Below are 18,426 nucleotides of genomic sequence, written 5' to 3'. Positions count from 1 at the left end.
CCATGCCACAAATTATCGTCATGCCCAAAACCCTGTAGGAGCTGGCTTGCCGGCGATGAGGCCCTTGAGCCTTACAGCGCCCCTCCGGACGCCATCGCCGGCAAGCCAGCGCCCACAAATCCGCGTCAGCGTTGGCGGCCATTGCGCGCAAGCTGGCGGTGGCCGGCGGCGCCTGGAGGATTGCGTTCCGCGCGCAAGGCTTCCAGTGCCTGATAAGGGGCTCCGGCCCACAACGCCACCCGCTCCTTGAGCCACTCGGAGGCTTCCCGATGCTTGTCCTGGCTGTCCGGCACAAACACTTGGTCCGGCTGCTTGGCGTGCTGTCGGGCGACCGCAAACACCTGGCTGCGCTGCCGGTCGTCGAGCCCGAAGAACTCACCCAGATGCCCCGCCAACGCCCCCGGCAGCTCGTTGTAATTGACCGGTAAACCGCCAAAAGCAAGACAGTGTTCCCAACCCTGCTGGAGAATCCGCCCGAGGCGCGCGGCGATGTAGTCCTCCCGCGAGTCGTCCTGCCCCGGGGTGTCCAACGAGCTGCCGCCAATCATCCCCGGCACCATGTGCAGCCCGGACCGCCGCAAATGGGACACGGCGATTTCCAGCGGATCGCGGTACAGGAACAACCAGGGCGTCTCGGGAAAACACTCGCGCAGCAGGGGCAACTCGCCGATATTCCAGGCGTCCAGCTTGATCACCAATGCCTGTTCGCCACCACACCGCCGCTGCCCATAGGCCGCCAGCAAACCCTGCAGGGCCGCGCGCCGCTCCTGCGGATCGAGCTCGTCGCGCAACAAGCGGTCGAGCGGTGGCGGCTCGCTGATCACGATATGGCTGTCCAGCTGCGCCAGCATCTGGCCGATCAGCGTCGAACCGCACCGCGAGGCGTGATAGATGAACGCGCTCGGCGCCACCGCCGGCACCTGCCATTCACTGAGCACCGCCAGTGGCGTCTCACGTCGGAAGACCTGATTGAACGGCAGTTGCAGGGCCTCCTCCACCGAGTCGCCAAAGAACGGCTGATCCAGCCGGCGCCCGCCGAACCAGCACCAGTCGACGCGCCAATAGACGTCTTCGCGCCAGACGCGAATCGGCAACCAGTCCTTCAGGCCGTCCATGGCGGATTCCAGCTGCGGCGGCCACGGCTCATGGCCGCGCGCAGATCCTCACGGGCGAAATGCAGGCCATGGGCGGCGGCGCGCTCCAGGGTGCGGACGATAAAGGCTTCGCTGTCGGTGTGCGCCTGCAGCTCCCGGCACAGTTGCGGGTCACGCTCCAGCCATTGGCGAAACTGTTCGAGCGCCACGGCGGCCCGACCCAGGCCGGGCGTCGGAGTGCTCGGCAGGCCCGCGGCGATCTGCTCTTCCAGCCAGGCACTCGGACGACAGTCGAGTACCAGGTGGACCCTCTCGTGATCGCCCCAGTTGTCGACACTGTGGGGCCGCGCCAAATCGAGAAACCAGCATTCGCCGGCCTTCATGGGGATGCGCTGCCCATCGAGCATGAACTCCACGTCGGGAGGGCTGAGCAAGGGAATATGCAGGCGCCGATCGGCGTCCGGGGGACTGAGATCGTAATCGCGGTGTTCATGAATCCGCCCGCCCGGCCCCAGCCGCAACAGCCGCGCCGAGCGGATTTCCAACGGCAGCCCCTGCAAGCCATAGGACCAACGCGGGTCTTCCAGCCAAGGCTTGCGCGCAACCGCCTTACCCTTGCCCGGCGCCAGTTCGCCCGGGGCATCGTTGGCGGACACCAGCGCCACCCCGCTCCACTCGCCAGTGAAGTAATCGCGATTGAAATGCGCCACCCAGGCGCTATCGCCCAACTGTGCCAGGGCCTGGCGCAGCAGTGGCAAGTCCACGGCGACCGGCAGGCGGGAAAACGCCGGCCGGCTCAGGGGATCACTCCGCCCGCGCGCACCCCGTCGAGCCACTGCCCGGCACCGGCCGCGCGGCGGTCATTTGGCCTGGGCATGGCTCACAGGCTCATCAATCTTGCCCGCGGCCCATTCGGACTCGCGCGTGGCCAGGGCCCCGGCAATCGACTGGATCTTGGTCGAAGACACTTCCGCCGGCAGCGGATCGAGCCCGGCGCTGGCAAAGATCTGCCCGTAGGCGTTGCGCAGGTCGGCATAGGCCAAGTCGCGCCGCAGGTCGGCCTGCAAGGTGTTGAGCTCGCCCTGGATCAGGTCCAGTTCACCGAGCCCCGCCGCCTTGTAGCGGTTGCGCAGTTGACCGGCGATCTGCCCGTCGATGTTCGACAGTTGCTGGCTGGTCTTGAACTGACGCAGCGCTTCATTGAAGTTGGCATTGGCCACGTAGAGCTGGGCCAGCACCGCGATGGACATGGCCTGACGGCGTGCCGTGGCGACTTCCTCACCAGCCTTGGCCACATCGATGGCCGCCGGCGCGGAAATCACGTTGAACAGGTTCCAGGTGACTTTGACACCGTAGTCGGCCCACTTGTCGTTGACCAGGAAGGAGTTGCTGTCGTAATGGCCGCCGGCGGAGAACTCCAGGCCCGGCAGCAGGCGCAGCATGGCCTTGCGGGTTTCGTTGGCGCTGATGCGGGTCTGGTAGTCCTGCTCGCGCAGTTCCGGACGGTTGGTCAGGGCCTCCTCTTCCAGCTTGCCCATGTCGACCTTGAGTTCCGGGATCTCGTAGTTGTCCGGGGTCGCCAGGGTCAGCTCGGTGCCCATGGGCAGGTTGATCAGGGTCGCCAGTTCGGTCTTGGCCAGGGTCAGGGCCTTGCGCTGCTCTTCCAATTGGCGCGTGGCGACGATCAAAGCGCGCTGGTAACCCAGGGCCTGGATCGGATCGCCAATCCGCTGGTCGCTCATTTTCTCGCTGTTGCCCTGGGCCTGCTCGACCCGCGCCATCAGTGCGTCGATCTGCTTGAGCAGGCGCTCGGCGGCCACGGCGCGCCAGTAGGCCGAACGCACGTCCTGGACGATGGTGTTGACCACCTTGCGCCGGCGCTCCTGGACGATCAAGCGTTGGTCGCCCTGTTGCTTGGCGTTGATGTAGCTTACGCCGAAGTCGAGCACGTTCCAGACCATGGTCAGGTCGCCGACACGACGGTCGCGGTCCTGGGAGGTCGAAGGTACCAGCGACTGCTCACCGGTCTGGACGTTCTGGCTGCTGGAGGCGCTGACGTTATTACGCCCGGCATAGCCGGCGGACAGCGCCATGCGCGGCAACATGTCGAAGCTGGCGAGGTCGAGCTGACGCTTGGCCAGGGCCTCTTCCATGATCTTGAGCCGGCCTTCGAGGTTGTACTTCACCGCGCGGGCCATGGCCTCGTGCAAGGTCAGCGGGCCGCTCAGCGGCTCCTGATCCTTGAACATGGTCTGCATATCGCTCTTGGCGCGTTGTTCGCTGACGCTACGATCGATCGGCTGGCTGGTGACGGCACAACCACTGACTACCAGCGCCAAGACACTGACGCTGAACAACCTATGACTTCTTCTCATCCCTAGCACCGCCCCTGACTAGCACATTCTTTTTTATAGGCGCCGACAACCGCCGACGCAGATTCCCAATCTTGTTCAGGCCGACATTTCGCTGATGCCGACCTGCTCCAACGCCCAGGCTAGTTCATGCAGCTGTTTCTGCTCACCGTCTTTGATCTTCTGCAATTGCTGCCCCAGGGTCGGCGCGCCGAAAATGCCGCGCACGCCCTGGGCCGGATCGCCCAGGCCCTTGCCATTACGGTCGAAGACCTGGCTGGTGGAGCTATCGCTGTTGCCCGACTCGTGGTGGAAAATGCTCGACATAGTACTGCTGCCGAACACCCCGCCATCACCGCCGCCAAAACCGAGAAAACCACTGGTGCTGCCGCTGGCACTGTTATCGGTGCTGAACACCTGGGCGATAAAACTCGGCGCCAGCGCGTTCTGGTTGATGAAGATATTGCCCACTGGCGGCAAACCGTCGCCCGAGGTGCGCTGTTCAAACAACGGCGGGAAGCCCAGCGGCGAGCCGAGGCCGCCGGTCGGCGTGATGCTGATCTGTGGCTGCAACGGCTGGTTCGGCACATCCGGCCGCGCCACCGGCGTGTCGACGCGGAACTGCGGATCGCCACCCAACGCCACGGTGTTGACCGCGAAGTTGTTGGAGTTGGCGAAGCCGGTCCCGGCGTTGCCGGCCAGGTCGGTGACCAGGCTGTTGTCCAGGGTGATGAAGTTGCTCGGGTCGGTGATGTTCGCCGTCGGCGTCAGGGTCGCGGTCCAGGTCTTGCCGCCGTCGGCGCTGGCCAGGTTGGATAGCACGCCATTGGCCACGCTCAGCTCAGCGAGGTTGAAATTGCTGACCTTCTCGCTGAAGGTGAAGGTCACCACGGTGGTCTGGCCGGCGGTCAGGTTCGGGTTGGCGACGCTGATGGTCGCCGTCGGCCGGTCGGCATCGACTGAGTAGTTGTTGGAAATCGCGATGCTCGCTCCGGCATTGCCCGCGGTATCGTTGACCAGGCTGGTGTCCAGCACGATCAGGTTGGTGGCATCGGTGATGGCTGCCGTCGGGGTCAGGGTCGCGGTCCAGGTCTTGCCGCCATCGGCGCTGGCCAGGTTGGACAGCGTGCCGTTGGCGACGCTGAGCTCGGACAGGTTGAAACCGGTCACCACTTCGCTGAAGGCGATGGTTACGGTGGTGGTCTGGCCGATGCCCAGGTTGTTGTTGGCCACGGAGATGGTCGCGGTCGGACGCTGGGTGTCGATGCTGTAGTTGTTGGAGTCGGTGACACCGCTGCCGGCGTTGCCCGAGGCGTTCGCCACGAGAGTGTTGTTCAGCTCGATCAGGTTGCTGCTGTTGGTGATGTTGCTGGTTGGGGTGAAGGTCGCCGTCCAGGTGATGCCGCCATCGCTGGTGGTGACGCCGGTCAAGGTGCCGTTGCTGATCGTCAGGTCGGCGTTGCTGAAGCCGGTCACGGCTTCGCTGAAGGTGATGGTCACCAGCGAGGTGTCACCGACCTTCAGGGCGTTATCCGCTACCACGATGGTTGCGGTCGGACGCACCGTATCGATGGTGAAGTTGCCTGAGTTGGTGATACCGGCGCCGGCGTTGCCCGCCAGGTCCGTATAGCCTGCATTGTTCAGGCTGATCAGGTTGGTGCTGTCGTGGATGTTGGCGGTCGGGGTGAAGGTCGCCGTCCAGGTCACGCCACCGTCGCTGGTGCTCACCGCACTCAGGGTACCGTTGGGCACGCTCAGGTCGCTGTTGTCGAAACCGGTCACCGCCTCGCTGAAGGTGATGGTCACCAGTGAGGTCTGCCCGACGAGCAGGCTCGGGTTGGCCACCACGATGGTCGCGGTCGGCCGCACGCTGTCGATATTATAAGCGTTCGAGCTGATGGTCCCGGTGCCGTTGTTGCCCGCGATGTCGGTCACCGTGCTGTTGTCGAGGACAATGTGATTGTTGTTCTGGGTGATACCCGCCACCGGTGTCAGGGTCGCGGTATAGGTGATGTTGTCGCTGGTGCTCAGGCCGCTCAGGGTGCCGTTGTCGGTGGTCAGGTCGGCCAGGCTGACGCCAGTCACCGCTTCACTGAAAGTGATGGTCACCAGGGACGTACCGCCGATACCCAGGTGGTCGTTCGTCACCACCACGGTGGCGGTCGGCCGCTGAGTATCGATGGCGTAGGTGTTGGACACGCTGCTGCCGCTGCCGACATTGCCCGAAACGGCCGCCTGGACGCCGGTGTTGTCCAGGGTGATCTGGTCACTGGCGTCGGTGATGCCCGCCGTCGGGGTGAAAGTGGCAGTCCAGGTGATACCGCCATCGCTGCTGTGCACCGCGCTCAGGGTGCCGCTGGTGATCGACAGGTCGGCATTGCTGAAACCGCTCACCGCCTCGTTGAAGGTGATGGTCACCAGCGAGGTGTCGCCGATCTTCATTGCCGGGTTCGCCATCACGATGGTCGCGGTCGGCTGCACGGTGTCGATAGTGAAGTTCGCCGAGTTGGTGATGCCCGTGCCGGCGTTGCCGGCCTGGTCAGCGATACCGGCATTGGCCAGGGTGATGATGTTGGTCGCGCTGTTGGTGTTCGTGCCTGGCGTGAAGGTCGCGGTCCAGGTGATACCGCCGTCACTGGTGCTCACCGCGCTCAGGGTGCCATTGGCGATGGTCAGGTCGGTATTGGTGAACCCGGTCACCGCTTCGCTGAAGGTGATGGTTACCAGCGAGGTTTCACCAGCGGTGAGCGTCGGATCGGCGACGACGATGGTCGCGGTCGGGCGCTGGGTGTCGATGGCGTAGTTGTTGGAGTCGGTGGTCCCGGTGCCGATGTTGCCGCTGGTGTCGCTATAGGCGGTATTGTCCAGGGTGATGACATTGGTGGTGCTGGTGATGCTCGCATTCGGGGTGAAGGTCGCGATCCAGGTCACGCCACCGTCGCTGCTGCTCACCGCGCTCAGGGTGCCGTTGGCGATGCTCAGGTCAGCGTTGGTGAAACCGACCACGGCTTCCGAGAAGGTAATGGTCACCTGTGTGGTGTCACCGATTTTCAGGGCGCTGTCCGCCACCACGATAGTCGAGGTCGGGCGCACACCATCGATGGCCACGTTGTTGGACGTGGCGGTGCTGCTGCCGATGTTGCCCGCCGTATCGCTGACCAGACTGGTGTCCAGACTGATGTGGTTGCTCGCGCTGACGATAGCCGCCGCCGGGGTAAAGGTCGCGATCCAGGTCACGCCACCGTCGCTGGTCTGCACCGCGCTCAGGGTGCCGTTGGCGGTGCTCAGGTCCAGGTCGGCGTTGCTGAAACCGGTCACCGCTTCGCTGAAGGTGATGGTCACCGGCGAGGTCTGGCCGATCCCCAGATGGGTGTTACCGAACACGATGGTCGCGGTCGGCCGCTGGGTGTCGACGGCGTAGGTGTTGGAGGTGGTGGTGCTGCTGCCGGTATTGCCCGCGACGTCGCTGATCAGGGTGTTGTTCAGGGTGATGACATCGCCGGTATGGCTGACCCCGGCGGTCGGCGTCAGGGTCGCGGTCCAGGTGGTACCGCCGTCGCTGCTGCCAAAGCCGCTCAAACTGCCGTCGGCGACCGTGAAGGCGCCGGCGATGAGCCCGCTGAGCGCCTCGCTGAAGGTGATGGTCACCAGGGACGTGCCACCGATATTCAGGGCATTGTTGGCCACCACGATGCTCGTCGTAGTCGGCCGCACGGTGTCGACCACATAGGTGTTGGAGGTGGTCGTACCGGTACCGGCATTGGTCGCGGTATCGGTATAGAGGGTGTTGTCCAGGGTAATGACGTTACCGCTGCTGGTATTGCTGGCAGTCGGCGTCAGGGTTGCGGTCCAGTGGATATTGTCGCTGGTGGTCAGGTTGCTCAGGGTACCGTTGGACGCCGTCATGTCGGCCAGGCTGAAACTGCTCACTGCTTCGCTGAAGGTAATGTTCACCGTCGAGTTGACCGTGGTGCTCAGCGTAGGCGCGACGACCGTGACGGTCGCGGTCGGGCGCACGGTATCGATGGCGTAGTTGTTGGACGAGGTGGTGCCAGTCCCCACCGTGCCCGACGATGCGCCGCTGACACCGGTGTTATCCAGGACGATGTGGTTGGTGTTGCTGGTGATGCTCGCACTCGGGGTAAAAGTCGCGTTCCAGGTGGTACCACCGTCGCTGGTACTGACAGCGCTCAGGCTACCGTTGGCAATCGTCAGGTCGGCGTTGGTGAACCCCGTTACCGCCTGGTTGAAGGTAATGGTCACCTGCGAAGTGCTGCCAATATGCTGCGCGGTATTGGCGACCACGATGGTCGCGGTCGGTGGCGGGTTGAGTACTCCGCCATCGTTGAAGATATTGTTCACGGCCGCCGGAGCGCTCCCCGTGACGCCGCTCCCCGCCGGACCGCCGAAACCACTGCCACCGACGTTGCCGGACATGGCCGATAAGTTGGCGCTGGTCATAAACAGCGTGCCTTTGTTCCAGATGGCGCCGACACCTTTACCGGCCGCGCCACCGGGGTCGCTGGAACTGTCCGAGCCAACGTCAGCGCCGCCACCGCCGCCGCCGCCGCCGGCAGCGATGTTGTTGGAGATCACCGAGGTGCCGACAATGGTCAGGGTGCCGGTGCTGGCGTTGTAGATACCGCCGCTGGCCGACGCACCGGCCCCGCCGGTCTTGTCCCAGCCGGAGCCACCACCTCCGCCGCCAATGGAAATGGTGCCGTTGTTCGCCGTGCCGCCGACCCCGCCGTTAGTGTAGCCGCTGCCCCCTATAGCGCCCGCGCCGCCGAGACTGCTGCCACCCTTGCCGCCCATGTAGTTGGGGTTATAGCTGCCACCGGTACCGCCCGTGTTGGCGCTACCGGCGGTACCGGCATAATAAGCCCCCGAACCAGTGCCGGCGATACCACCATGGCCACCATTTTGCCCGCCAAGGGCACCGCCGCCGCCACCGCCGCCACCGACATTACCGCCGACGTAAGGTGCAACGACACCACCGCCACCGCCGCCGCCCGAGGCCGCGTTGGCGGTCACCGTGACATTGTTCAGGGTCAGGTTACCGAAGTTGACGATACCACCGCCCATCGCCGCGGTACCGTCGGTACCCGCCTGGGCGCCGTTGCCAGCCGCCAGGCCCTTGGTAATGATCAGACCGTCCAGGGTCGCGGTGATCCCTGAGTTGACCATGAGCACCTGGGTTTGGTACTGCCCGCTGAGGGTTACATCGGCAACGCCGTCGTGGTTCAAGTCGCCTTCGATGGTGAGGTTCTTGGTGACGGTCAGTTGCGAACTCAGATTGACCGTCATGCTGGCGTTGAAGGTAACGATATCGCCCGCCACCGCATTGCTCAGGGCCGCACGCAGTGAGCCGACGCCACTATCAAGGGTATTGGTCACCGTAATGGTCGACAGGCCGTACTGGTACGCAGCCATGGCATCGGCCGAGAGCACATTGTGGCTTTCGATGACCCCGGTGGAAATTTCCAGGGTCCAGTCGCCGCCCAGGCCGGTGCGGTTGGTCGACGCGGCGATATCGCGCCCGGTGTATTGCGCCAGGGAGTCGACAAAGCCGAGGCCGGTGGCGCCTTCGGCGGTATTACAGGCGTAGATCAGGATATCGCCGCCGACATTCATGTCATTGCCGATGCGCGCCAGCACGTCGGCCCGCGCCGCGACGTTAGTCGACGATAGATAGGTGCTGCCCAGCCACAGGTCGCCCGAATTGCCGTGGGCGATGATTTCCACGGTGCTCACACCCTGGTGGGTGTCCAGGTAATCGGCGATCTGTTGCAGGCCATCCTTGCCGGCCTGCAGCACCACCACCTGGGTGCCGGGGGCGACGCCCTTGAGCAGGGCACTGAAATCCTGTACCCGCGAGTCGACGAAGACCACCGACTGGCCAGGTACGGCGGCCGGCGCCGGGGTCGGCGTGGCATCGGATTGCGGGTGGGCATCGGCGGGCGCGGTCGCATGATCGGTGGTCGGTGCCTTCGCCGCATCGGTGGTGGCGTGGTTGGCCGGCTGCGCGGCCTCGACCACGGTGGCCGCCACGGCGCCGTCGAACAGCATGCGCGGCTCAAGCGGGATGATCATGGGTGAAACCAGGCTTCTCACGCCTTCAGCCGGCGATTTCTGTTTGCTCCACCACATGCTTCACCTGCACTTGAGCGCGTGTACGCTCAAAGGATTTTTTGTCGGAATAAAAAACCGCGATCAACTGACCCCGGTATTGGTTTTCATACGAATGACATTCGCGGCGCTGGCTGAGCCATCGTTCCAGAACGACAATTCCGCATATTTCTCGAACAGATCCGGCGGCAGGATCGTACGCCGTGGCTCCAGCGCCACCTTGGGCTTGACTTTGTGCAGGCCGGCGACCCCGAGGGCCTGGTCGAATGCCGGGGCGTCGTACACCAGGTGGTCGAAATCGTGTTCGAAAAAGGGCTCGCCGATAAAGTCGTAGACCAGCCGCAACACCCGCTCCGGGGCCTGGGACAGCAGGTCATAGTCGACCAGCAGCACGGAGTCGGCATGTTCGCCGTAATAGGCTTCCTTGAGCGCGGTCCAGGCGAACCCCACCAGGCGATTGCGCTGGGCCAGGGTTTCGCAACGGCTGTAGACGGTGTTGCGCTCGACCTCATCGTTGAACAGCTTGGTGTTCTCGAAGGGGTTGGCGCGGTACAGCCGCTCGAGGCTGTCCATGACCCAGGCGACATTGCGCACACAGGCAATGACCTTGGACTGGGGGAACAGGTCCATCAGCGCGGGCAGGCGCGCGGACCACTGGCGATTGGTATCGAAGATGACCGATTGCTCGGTCTTGTCGGCGTAATAGGACTCGAACAGACCGCGTAGCAGGCGGCGGCGCATATCGGTATCGATCACCGCGCCGAACTCGCTGCCGGCGCTGCATTGTTCCAGTACGCTGGTAAACAGGCTGCCGACCGGGCTGCTCATGCCGGCATGAAAACGGGGGTTTTGTAAAAGAATGGCAGACAGCAGGGTCGACCCTGAGCGCGGTAAACCGGAGATAAAGTGAAAACTGCGCAATCCCTTCACCCTAGCGGAAGTCCATTTGTAGGACAAAGCGTAGCGTAAGGAATTGTTCCGGACTAGTAGTATTTTGACATCAATTGTAGGGACTTTACGTCGAAAAAACCCATGAACATTGGCGCTCATGGATCTTTAGCGCGACTTTATCGCTGTATTTCAAGCCCTTACCAGTTAGTTCCCGCTACATGAAGCGCCGCAGACCTCATACAACACCGCTTGGGTGTCACCACCGGCATGCTGGTCAATTTTTCGCCAGTTGTCCGGAATGGACGGGAATTCATCCGGTGCGACCCGGCTCATCACCAGCCAGACCCGGCCGTTACCTGCCGGCAGGTCCTCCAGATGATCGAGGTAGACGCCGCTGTTTTCATCGATCAGGGTGCCGAAACCGTAATTGTTGGGCCGGGTCGACACGCCCTTGGCCGAGGGCGGCGTATACAGCCGCGGCGCGGTGGCGCTCTTGTCGTAGTAGCCCCAGGTGAGTAACCAGAACATGTCGCCCAGCACTACCTGGTCGCCGGCCACCGTGTGCTGGTTCATGTACTCGACCATGTTGTTGAACTGGTCGCCGGTGTCAACGGTGTAGTTGTTCTTCAGGCCCACGCCCTCCACCGCCAGGACCGCCACCAGCAGCAGCACGGCCAGGACCTTGAAGCGCTGTGCCAGACGGTCGATGCTCAGCGCCAGGACAATCGGCAGGCCGAGCGCTGGCACGGTCAGGTAGCGTTCGATGAACACCGGCGAGAGGAACGAAATGGCGAACACCAGCACCAGCGGCAGTGCGCTGTAGATCACTACCATCGTGTCGAAATGATAACGACTGCGGTCAGTCCAGACGAGGAACGTCATCACGGCCGCCATCACCCCCGGCAGGGTCACGAACAGCCACAGCGGCATGCCTTCGCCGTCATCCTGCGCCATCAGTTGCCAGATCATCGACGGCAGCGAGCGCAAGGTGACCGGGGGTTCCCAGCCGACATCACCACCGACCTTCAACTCCTCCATGTGCCGCACCAGGTCGATCAACCCCGGCAACCAGGGCAGGAACAGCAGCACGATCGCCACGTTGGCCAGCCACCACTCGCGGCGGGCGATATAGCGGTGCGCGCTGCCCGGCTGCGGACGGATCACCAGCAGGTAAAGCCAGTGCGACAGCACGCACAACGCCGAGAAATAGTGGGTATAGAACGCGGCCGCCATCAGCAGCGCATAGATCAGCAGATAACGCTTGCGCGCGGGCTCGCGGACCCAATACACCAGTGCAATGGTCGCCCCCAGCAGCCACACGCCCATCAGCGAATACATGCGTATTTCCTGGCTGTAGCGCACGGCCGTGGGCAACAGCGTCAGCAGCAGGCAAGTCAGCATCGTCGCCCGCCGGCTGGCGATCAGGTGCGCCAGCCAGGTGCCGAGCAGCACCGTGAGCACTCCCGGCACCGCGCTCATCATCCGAATCGACAGGATCGAGTCGCCGAACAGGCCCATCCAGACATGCAGCAGCATGAAATACAGCGGCGGATGGACATCGTGAGACGCATGGAACCAGATGCCGGCCAGCGGGAACTGGGCCAGCAGCAGACTGGAGCCTTCATCGCCCCAGATTGCCGCGGCCGTCAGCTCATAAAGACGCAACGCGACGGCCAGTAGCATGAGCGCTATCAGCCAGGGTTCGCGAAGCAGCTGGACCAGCGATTGCGGATGCGTGACAGGCTGACAGTAAAGTCGCTTTGCTGCTTCATCATTACTCGGAACGCCCATCACCATCCTCTAAAAATCGACAACTGCACCCGCCTGGGGGGTATGACGCGGTGATTGTAGGCTAGAACGACATCGCCTTGCCTGACTGTTCCAATCACGACCTTGACCACGCAAAAAACCGGTCCCCCGCAAAGACAGCGTCTACGCTTTCAGACGGTGCACAGCAGACCCGGACCGGCGGCCTATACAACCCGATCAACGGGCAAGGCACTTCACTTAACACAGCTGAAGGATAAGGATCTATGGAAGTATTTCTCGGCAATATCCAGATGTTCGGCTTCAACTACGCCCCTTACGGCTGGGCACTGTGCAATGGGCAGTTGGTACCTCTCTCGCAATATCAGGCGTTGTTCGCGGTGATGGGCACGACTTATGGCGGCAACGGCCAGAGCACCTTCGGCCTGCCCAACCTGCAAAGCCGGATTCCCATCTGCCAGGGCACCGGACCGGGCCTGACGACCCGGGTCATGGGCGAGTTCAACGGCACCGAAAGTGTCTCGGTCCTGGGCAGCAACCTGCCGCCGCAGGTGATCCCGACCGCCAGCCTGACCGTCACCACCACCGTCAACCTGGCGAGCGTCCCCAGCAATCCGGTCAATGCGCCCACCACCACCCACGCCTATATCGGTGCATCCACCCCGGCTGGACCGCCCTCGGCCTCGATCTACTCCGATGCACAAGGCGCGTCGCCGATTGCACTGAAAGGCACGACCAGCACCATTGCTGGCACCCTGAGCACGCCCGGCGGCAGCCTGCCACTGGCGACGATGAATCCATTCCTGGCGGTGAACTTCAGCATTGCCCTGCAAGGACTATTCCCGTCTCGTAACTGACGAGAGGATGGGATCACCGCGAAACCTGTAGGAGCCAGCTTGCTGGCGCTGGCGTCCGAATGGACACCGCAAGGTTCAAGGGCCTCATCGCTGCGATGCGGCGTCCCGACAAGCCCGCGCCTACAGATTTCGCGTTGCACCTTGACCGATCAGGGCCAGACGCCCCATTTACCCTGCATGACGGAGCATATCGATGCTGCAACAGGTTTCAAGTGAACACTTCCAGTTGCTGATGAAACAGCACTGCCTGCTGCACCTGCCCGACGGCAGCCAGCTGCCGATCCAGATCGAAGCGGTCGAGCTGCGCCCGCAATCGCGCCTGCCGGAGAGCCCCCGAATCCCCTTCAACGTGACGTTGCGCAGCCTGGAACCGACGGACTTCATCGACGGCCCGTGCGCCCTGGAGTTACCGCAGCTGGGCCGCGTGGACGCCATGTTCGTCTCGCGCGAGCCGCCCCAGGGCCGCGACCCGACCCTGGGCTATTTCAATATCGTCTTCAACTGAAGCCCGGGTACCAGACCAACCGCTCAGCCGCCGGCGAACTCTCCTCGACCCGAAACCCCAGCGCCAGATAATGCTGGCGCGCCTGGGGATTACTCGCCCAGACCACCGTCGCCACCGGGCAACGCACCTGTTCGGCGGCCCTCTGCACCCCTTGCAGCACACTGCGACCAAAGCCCTTGCCCCGCGCCGCCGGGATAAACGCCAGGTACAGCACGCGGATTTCATTAGGGCCGAAGTCGGCGCTCAGCACGCCGATGGGGGTGTCGAGCTTTTCCACCACATAATGAATCGCATCGGGGAAGTTATCGCCGATCCCCTGCTCCTGCACCTGGAATTGCTGGGCAACCACCTGCTCGACCACTTCGGGGTCGGCGTCGATCCACTGCAACTCGGGCCGGGCCGACTGATAGAGGCTCTGCAGAAAAGGCCCATCGGTAGGCCGTGACGGCCGCATGGACAAGCCGGCGGCAGACGAACTGTTCAACATCGGTTGTACTCCCTGAACCGTTGTAACGACTAGAAACCACTCTCCCGCACGCCCAGGGCGGCCATGCGCCGCCAGGCCGTGCCCAGTAATGACTCACTGCGTCCCTGCAACACCGCCACGCCGCGCAACGGATGGCTCGGCGTCGGCACCTCCTCGAGCACGCGCAGGCGGGCGCCGTATTGCGCCTGCACCGGTTCCGGCCGGCGGTTTTCGTCGCGACGCACGGCAATCGGCCCGTGGTGATCGGAGGTCAGGGCCTCCTGGTCGATGGCCGCCACGCCATTGGCGTCGACGTCCAGCAATTCCACCGGCCAGGCCGGGCGCATTGGGTCGTCGGCGACAAAACGGCCTTTCGCCCCCGGCGCGACCCGCCACAAGTCCTCTTCGGCCAGGTAACCGCGCAGGCGAGTACCGTCCTCGACGACCCGCGCCAGCGGCTCCTTGGTCGAAACCCAGCGCCCGACGCTCAATTGCGGCATCAGGTCGCGCACCTGGCCGGCCTGCGGCGCCTTTAACAACAAGCGCTCACGACGGGCCTGCAAACCCCGGTATTCGGCCACGGCCTCCGCCAGTCGCTGTTCAAGAATGCCGACATCCGCCGCGGTTTCGCTGCGCCCGGCCTGACGGCGCATCTGCAATTGCAGGATATCGATTTCCCGCCGCACGATGATCAACCGCGAGTCGACGTCCGGCGACTCCAGCGCCACCAGCACCGCGCCCGCCTCGACCATCTGCCCATCGCGCACATTGACCTGCTTGACCCGCGCGGCGACCGGCGCATGCAACGCCGTGACCCGCCCGGCCTCGAGCATCACCGGTATTTCCACGCTGCTGCGCCAGGGCACCGCCACCAGCAACAGCAGCGCCAACAGGCCCAGGCCGCTGAGCAGCACCCGTGGGGTGTGCGCCTGTTCGCGCCGCGACCACCATTCGCGGGTTTCCTTGAAAATCGGCAGGAAGATGAACCAGCCCAGCTCGACCATCATCAGGAAAATGCCCAGCAGCTTGAAGAACAGGTGATAGACCGCCAGGGCGATCCCGAAAAACAGCGCCGCGCGCCACAACCAGGAAAGGAACCCCCACCACAGCAGCCGTCGGCGCATGGCCGGCGGCCAGGGTTCGGGGGCCGACTCGTCGTAGCCGAACAAGGCCTCACGCAAGCGCCAGCGACACAGGGCAAAGGCCCGGCCCTGGAGGTTGTCGATTTCCCAGAAATCGCTGAGCAGAAAATAACCGTCGAAACGCATGAACGGGTTGAGGTTGACCGCCAGAGTGGTCAGCCAGGTGGCGCTGGCGAGCATGAACGCCGCCGTGCGCGCCGCCCCGTCCGGCAACAGCGACCAGGCCAGCAGGGCGATACAGGCCAGCAGCATCTCGGCCATGACCCCGCCGGCACCGATCAACAAGCGCGCTTTGCGGTCGTTGATCCGCCAGGCATCGCTGACATCGGTGTAGAACAGCGGCAGCATGACCATGAAGGCCACGCCCATGCTCTGCACCCGACAGCCGGCGCGCTTGGCCATGAAGGCATGGCCGAACTCATGGCAGAGCTTGGCGAAGAACAGCGCGATGCCGAAGGCCATCGCCCCGCCGAGGCTGAACAGGTGCGGAAAGGTCGAGAGAAAGCGCTCCCAGTCCCGCGACACCAGAAACACCCCAAGCCCCAGGGTGGCCGGCAAACCATAGCGCAGCAGGCGCGGGCCAAAGCGTTGCAGCCACGGCCAGGCGCGATTGAGGAACGCATCCGGGCGCCACAGGGGAATGCGGAAAAACAGGTATTGATGCAGGGCCATCTGCCACAGGCTCTGGCGCGACGCGGCGGCTTTCCAGGCATAGCTGGCGCGCTGTTGCGGGTCCAGCGAAGCAATCAGGTCATGGGCGCGCAAAAAGCCCAGCAACTGCTCCAGCTCCGGGTCGCCCAGCGGCAGGCCCGGTTCACGGTTCGCCGCTTGCAGCACGTGCTCCGGATCACCCAGCGACCAATGCCGCAGCAGGCGGATGGCCTGGGCGCCGAGCTTGAAATAACGCCCGCGCACCGGATCGGCCAGGGTCCAACGCGGCGAACCGTCCAATGCCGGCGAGGCCGCGGTGAGTTGCAGGTCCGCGCGCAGGCTGGGCAGGTTCATTACAAGCCGACACTCTGGCGCAGCCCGGCCAATGGCCGGCGCAGCAGGTACAAGGCCAGCGGCGCGCGCTGGCCGAAGAGTTTCGCCGTACCGCGCAAGCCGATACGCGGTACCGGGGTATCGATAAAGCCGGCATCCAGGCGATAGGCCAACTGCCCCGCCGGGGTCGATTGCGCCTCGTAGGCCACCCGCTCCAGCTTGGCCGAATAACGCTGCAAGGGGTCGCTGTCGAGGAACAAGGCGACTTCGGCGTCGGACGCCAGGGCGATGGCATCGCCGACCGCCAGCTCGATACGCAGTTCGGCCTGGCTCGGGTCGGCGATCTCCATCAACCGTTCACCGGTCTGCACCGGCTTGCCGGTCCAGCGCTCGGCGTCGGCGAACACCGCGATACCGTCACGTTCGGCGCGCACTTCGCTGCGTTTGAGCAATTCGGCAGCGTAATCGCGTTCGGCACGTTTCTGTTCGACCCGCGCCGCCAGCAAATCGATCTTCGAGCTCGACTCGGCATCGGCAAAGGCCCGCTGGGCATTGGCCTTCAATTCGGCTTCGGCCACACCGAGGGCGCGCTGAGCCACATCGGCCTGGGCCTTGAGGGTGGTGCTTTCAAAGCGCACCAGCAGGTCGCCGGTTTTCACCGTCTGGTTCGGCTTGACCAGGAACTCGGCAATCACCCCGTCCAGCGGGGCCGCCACCACCCGGCCGGCCAGCGGCACGACTTCCGCCGGCGCCAGCACCGACTGGCGCACCGGAATCAGCAGGCTCAGCAGGGCCAGGACCACCAGCAACGCCTGGCGCTTGCGGGTGAAGCGCAAACGCCACGGCCGCCGTGGCTGCAAGGCGAGCCAGGCATGGCTGTAGGTGTCGCCCAATTGCGCCAGCAGCACCTGTTCGGAAGGACTCCAGGGATTGTCGCGGGCCAGCCACAGGCCGCCAAAGACTTCACCCTTGTGATCGAGCAGCGGTAACCAGAACACCTGGGGCGCCGACAGGCTCTGCCAGTCCTCGCGCACCGAGGCGGTAAACGCCTCCATCGGCACCACGGTCGCGGGCTTGGCCCGTTCCAGCTTGAAAACCTGCGCCACGGCGTGTTCGACAAAGGCGACAAACGGCGCATTTGGTTCCACCGAGCTGACCCCGGTCACCGCCCGCACCTTACCGGCGATCAGCAGAGCGGCATGGCGAAAGCCAAACAGCGCCTGGCCGTCGTTGACCAGGCTATAAGCCAGCTGTTCGGGGGTGCGGGCGGCGCGGGTCAGGCGCTCAAGGTCGAGGAACTGGGCGAATACCCGCTCCACGGCACCCGCTACCGGTGCGTTCACTTCAGCGCCTCGAAACGCGCGGTGCCACTCATGCCCGCCAGCAGGCCGTCGGCCTTGGGCAGGCTGGCCACCAGCAACAGGGTCTGGCTGCCTTCATCGATCCGCGCGCCCAGGCGCTTGATGGTGGCGGTCAGAGGCTGGCCGGTTTCATCCGGGACGAAGCTGAAGGTCTGCCCGGCCTTGAGCTTGCCCATCCAGCGCGACGGCACCAGCAAGTGGATTTCCAGGGTGCGGTTGTCGACGATCTCCAGCATCGGCGACCCGGCCGAGACGCTTTCGTAGCGCTGGACCTTGCGCTGCACGACCTGGCCATCATAGGGCGCGATCACGCTGCAACGCTTGACCTGCACTTGGTAGACCTGGGACTGGGCCTGGGTTTCGGCGAGCTTGGCCTCGGCGCGGGCCACTTCGAAGCGACCGACGGAGTTCAACGAAGCCAACTGTTTATTGTGCGCCAGTTCTTCACTGGCACCACGGCTGGCGGCCTGGGCGGCATTGAGTTGGGCCTGATAGGCCGAGCAGTCGAATCGCGCCAGGGTGTCGCCCTGCTTGAAGGTCTCGCCTTCACTGAACGGCAACTCGACAATGCGCCCCGACAGCTCGCTGGCGAGCATTGCCTGGTCACGGGCGCGCAACACACCACGGGCCTCGCTGGTGGCGACGGCATGCGGCGCGGCGGCATTATTGTCCAACAACGGATCAACCTCGACCGGCGCCTGCGCCTGCGCCTGCGCCAGGCACGCCATGCAGGACAACCCAAACACACCCACCCGCAAACACCACATATAAAGAGACTCCTTGTCGGATAATCGCGAGTCTACGGCAGCCGTATCAAGCGTCAAGCCAATTGCCACTATGTTTATCGAAGAGCCGGGCGACCGCCGATGTGCGGCAGAT

Annotated in this window: 12 protein-coding genes; 2 read left to right on the top strand and 10 right to left on the bottom strand. The window is 64.1% G+C overall.

The window, feature by feature from the left end; all coding sequences use genetic code 11:
* Positions 1 to 125: 125 nt before the first annotated feature.
* The 6 genes from AC07T0_RS20855 to AC07T0_RS20830 form a co-directional block, all read right to left on the bottom strand.
* Positions 126 to 1,115, bottom strand: a complete 990-nt coding sequence (locus AC07T0_RS20855) for a sulfotransferase family protein (protein ID WP_495002998.1) — start codon at positions 1,113 to 1,115, stop codon at positions 126 to 128.
* The gene (locus tag AC07T0_RS20850) at positions 1,103 to 1,894 is read right to left on the bottom strand and encodes an aspartyl/asparaginyl beta-hydroxylase domain-containing protein (RefSeq protein WP_495003069.1); all 792 of its coding nucleotides are present in this window, start codon (positions 1,892 to 1,894) and stop codon (positions 1,103 to 1,105) included. Before AC07T0_RS20850 ends, AC07T0_RS20855 begins: the two co-directional genes overlap by 13 nt.
* A 60-nt stretch (positions 1,895 to 1,954) precedes the next feature.
* Entirely contained in the window at positions 1,955 to 3,469 is a 1,515-nt protein-coding gene (locus tag AC07T0_RS20845) for a TolC family protein (protein WP_495002997.1), read from the bottom strand.
* Between the two features lie 75 nt (positions 3,470 to 3,544).
* Positions 3,545 to 9,538, bottom strand: coding sequence for an Ig-like domain-containing protein (locus AC07T0_RS20840; RefSeq protein WP_495002996.1), 5,994 nt, complete (start codon positions 9,536 to 9,538; stop codon positions 3,545 to 3,547).
* Between the two features lie 120 nt (positions 9,539 to 9,658).
* Positions 9,659 to 10,504 carry a sulfotransferase family protein gene (locus AC07T0_RS20835; protein ID WP_495002995.1) on the bottom strand — a complete coding sequence of 282 codons (846 nt, stop codon included), beginning with the start codon at positions 10,502 to 10,504 and terminating at the stop codon, positions 9,659 to 9,661.
* Positions 10,505 to 10,669: 165 nt separating this feature from the next.
* Positions 10,670 to 12,256 (bottom strand): glycosyltransferase family 39 protein, encoded by a 1,587-nt coding sequence (locus AC07T0_RS20830; protein ID WP_495002994.1) that lies wholly within the window; start codon positions 12,254 to 12,256, stop codon positions 10,670 to 10,672.
* A gap of 242 nt (positions 12,257 to 12,498) precedes the next feature.
* Between AC07T0_RS20830 and AC07T0_RS20825 the strand changes: the two genes are divergently transcribed.
* Complete coding sequence (locus AC07T0_RS20825) at positions 12,499 to 13,089, top strand: phage tail protein (protein ID WP_495002993.1); 591 nt, start codon at positions 12,499 to 12,501, stop codon at positions 13,087 to 13,089.
* Positions 13,090 to 13,282: 193 nt separating this feature from the next.
* Positions 13,283 to 13,594, top strand: a complete 312-nt coding sequence (locus AC07T0_RS20820; RefSeq protein ID WP_495002992.1) for a DUF6916 family protein — start codon at positions 13,283 to 13,285, stop codon at positions 13,592 to 13,594.
* On the opposite strand, the gene AC07T0_RS20815 is transcribed toward AC07T0_RS20820, so the two are convergent.
* The 4 genes from AC07T0_RS20815 to AC07T0_RS20800 are packed head-to-tail and all read right to left on the bottom strand — an operon-like array spanning position 13,587 to position 18,314.
* On the bottom strand, positions 13,587 to 14,081 hold the full coding sequence (locus AC07T0_RS20815) for a GNAT family N-acetyltransferase (RefSeq protein ID WP_495002991.1): 495 nt from the start codon (positions 14,079 to 14,081) through the stop codon (positions 13,587 to 13,589). The two genes, AC07T0_RS20820 and AC07T0_RS20815, sit on opposite strands and share 8 nt — an antisense overlap.
* 29 nt (positions 14,082 to 14,110) lie before the next feature.
* Positions 14,111 to 16,207 carry a site-2 protease family protein gene (locus AC07T0_RS20810; RefSeq protein WP_495002990.1) on the bottom strand — a complete coding sequence of 699 codons (2,097 nt, stop codon included), beginning with the start codon at positions 16,205 to 16,207 and terminating at the stop codon, positions 14,111 to 14,113.
* The gene (locus AC07T0_RS20805; protein WP_495002989.1) at positions 16,207 to 17,529 is read right to left on the bottom strand and encodes an efflux RND transporter periplasmic adaptor subunit; all 1,323 of its coding nucleotides are present in this window, start codon (positions 17,527 to 17,529) and stop codon (positions 16,207 to 16,209) included. Before AC07T0_RS20805 ends, AC07T0_RS20810 begins: the two co-directional genes overlap by 1 nt.
* Positions 17,526 to 18,314 (bottom strand): efflux RND transporter periplasmic adaptor subunit, encoded by a 789-nt coding sequence (locus AC07T0_RS20800; protein WP_495002988.1) that lies wholly within the window; start codon positions 18,312 to 18,314, stop codon positions 17,526 to 17,528. The genes AC07T0_RS20805 and AC07T0_RS20800 overlap by 4 nt, the downstream gene beginning before the upstream one ends.
* Between the last annotated feature and the right edge of the window lie 112 nt (positions 18,315 to 18,426).

Source organism: Pseudomonas sp. GW821-FHT04D07 (assembly GCF_059420225.1).
Note: the sequence above shows the minus strand (reverse complement) of the source record. Positions and strands in the feature narration are given on the sequence as shown.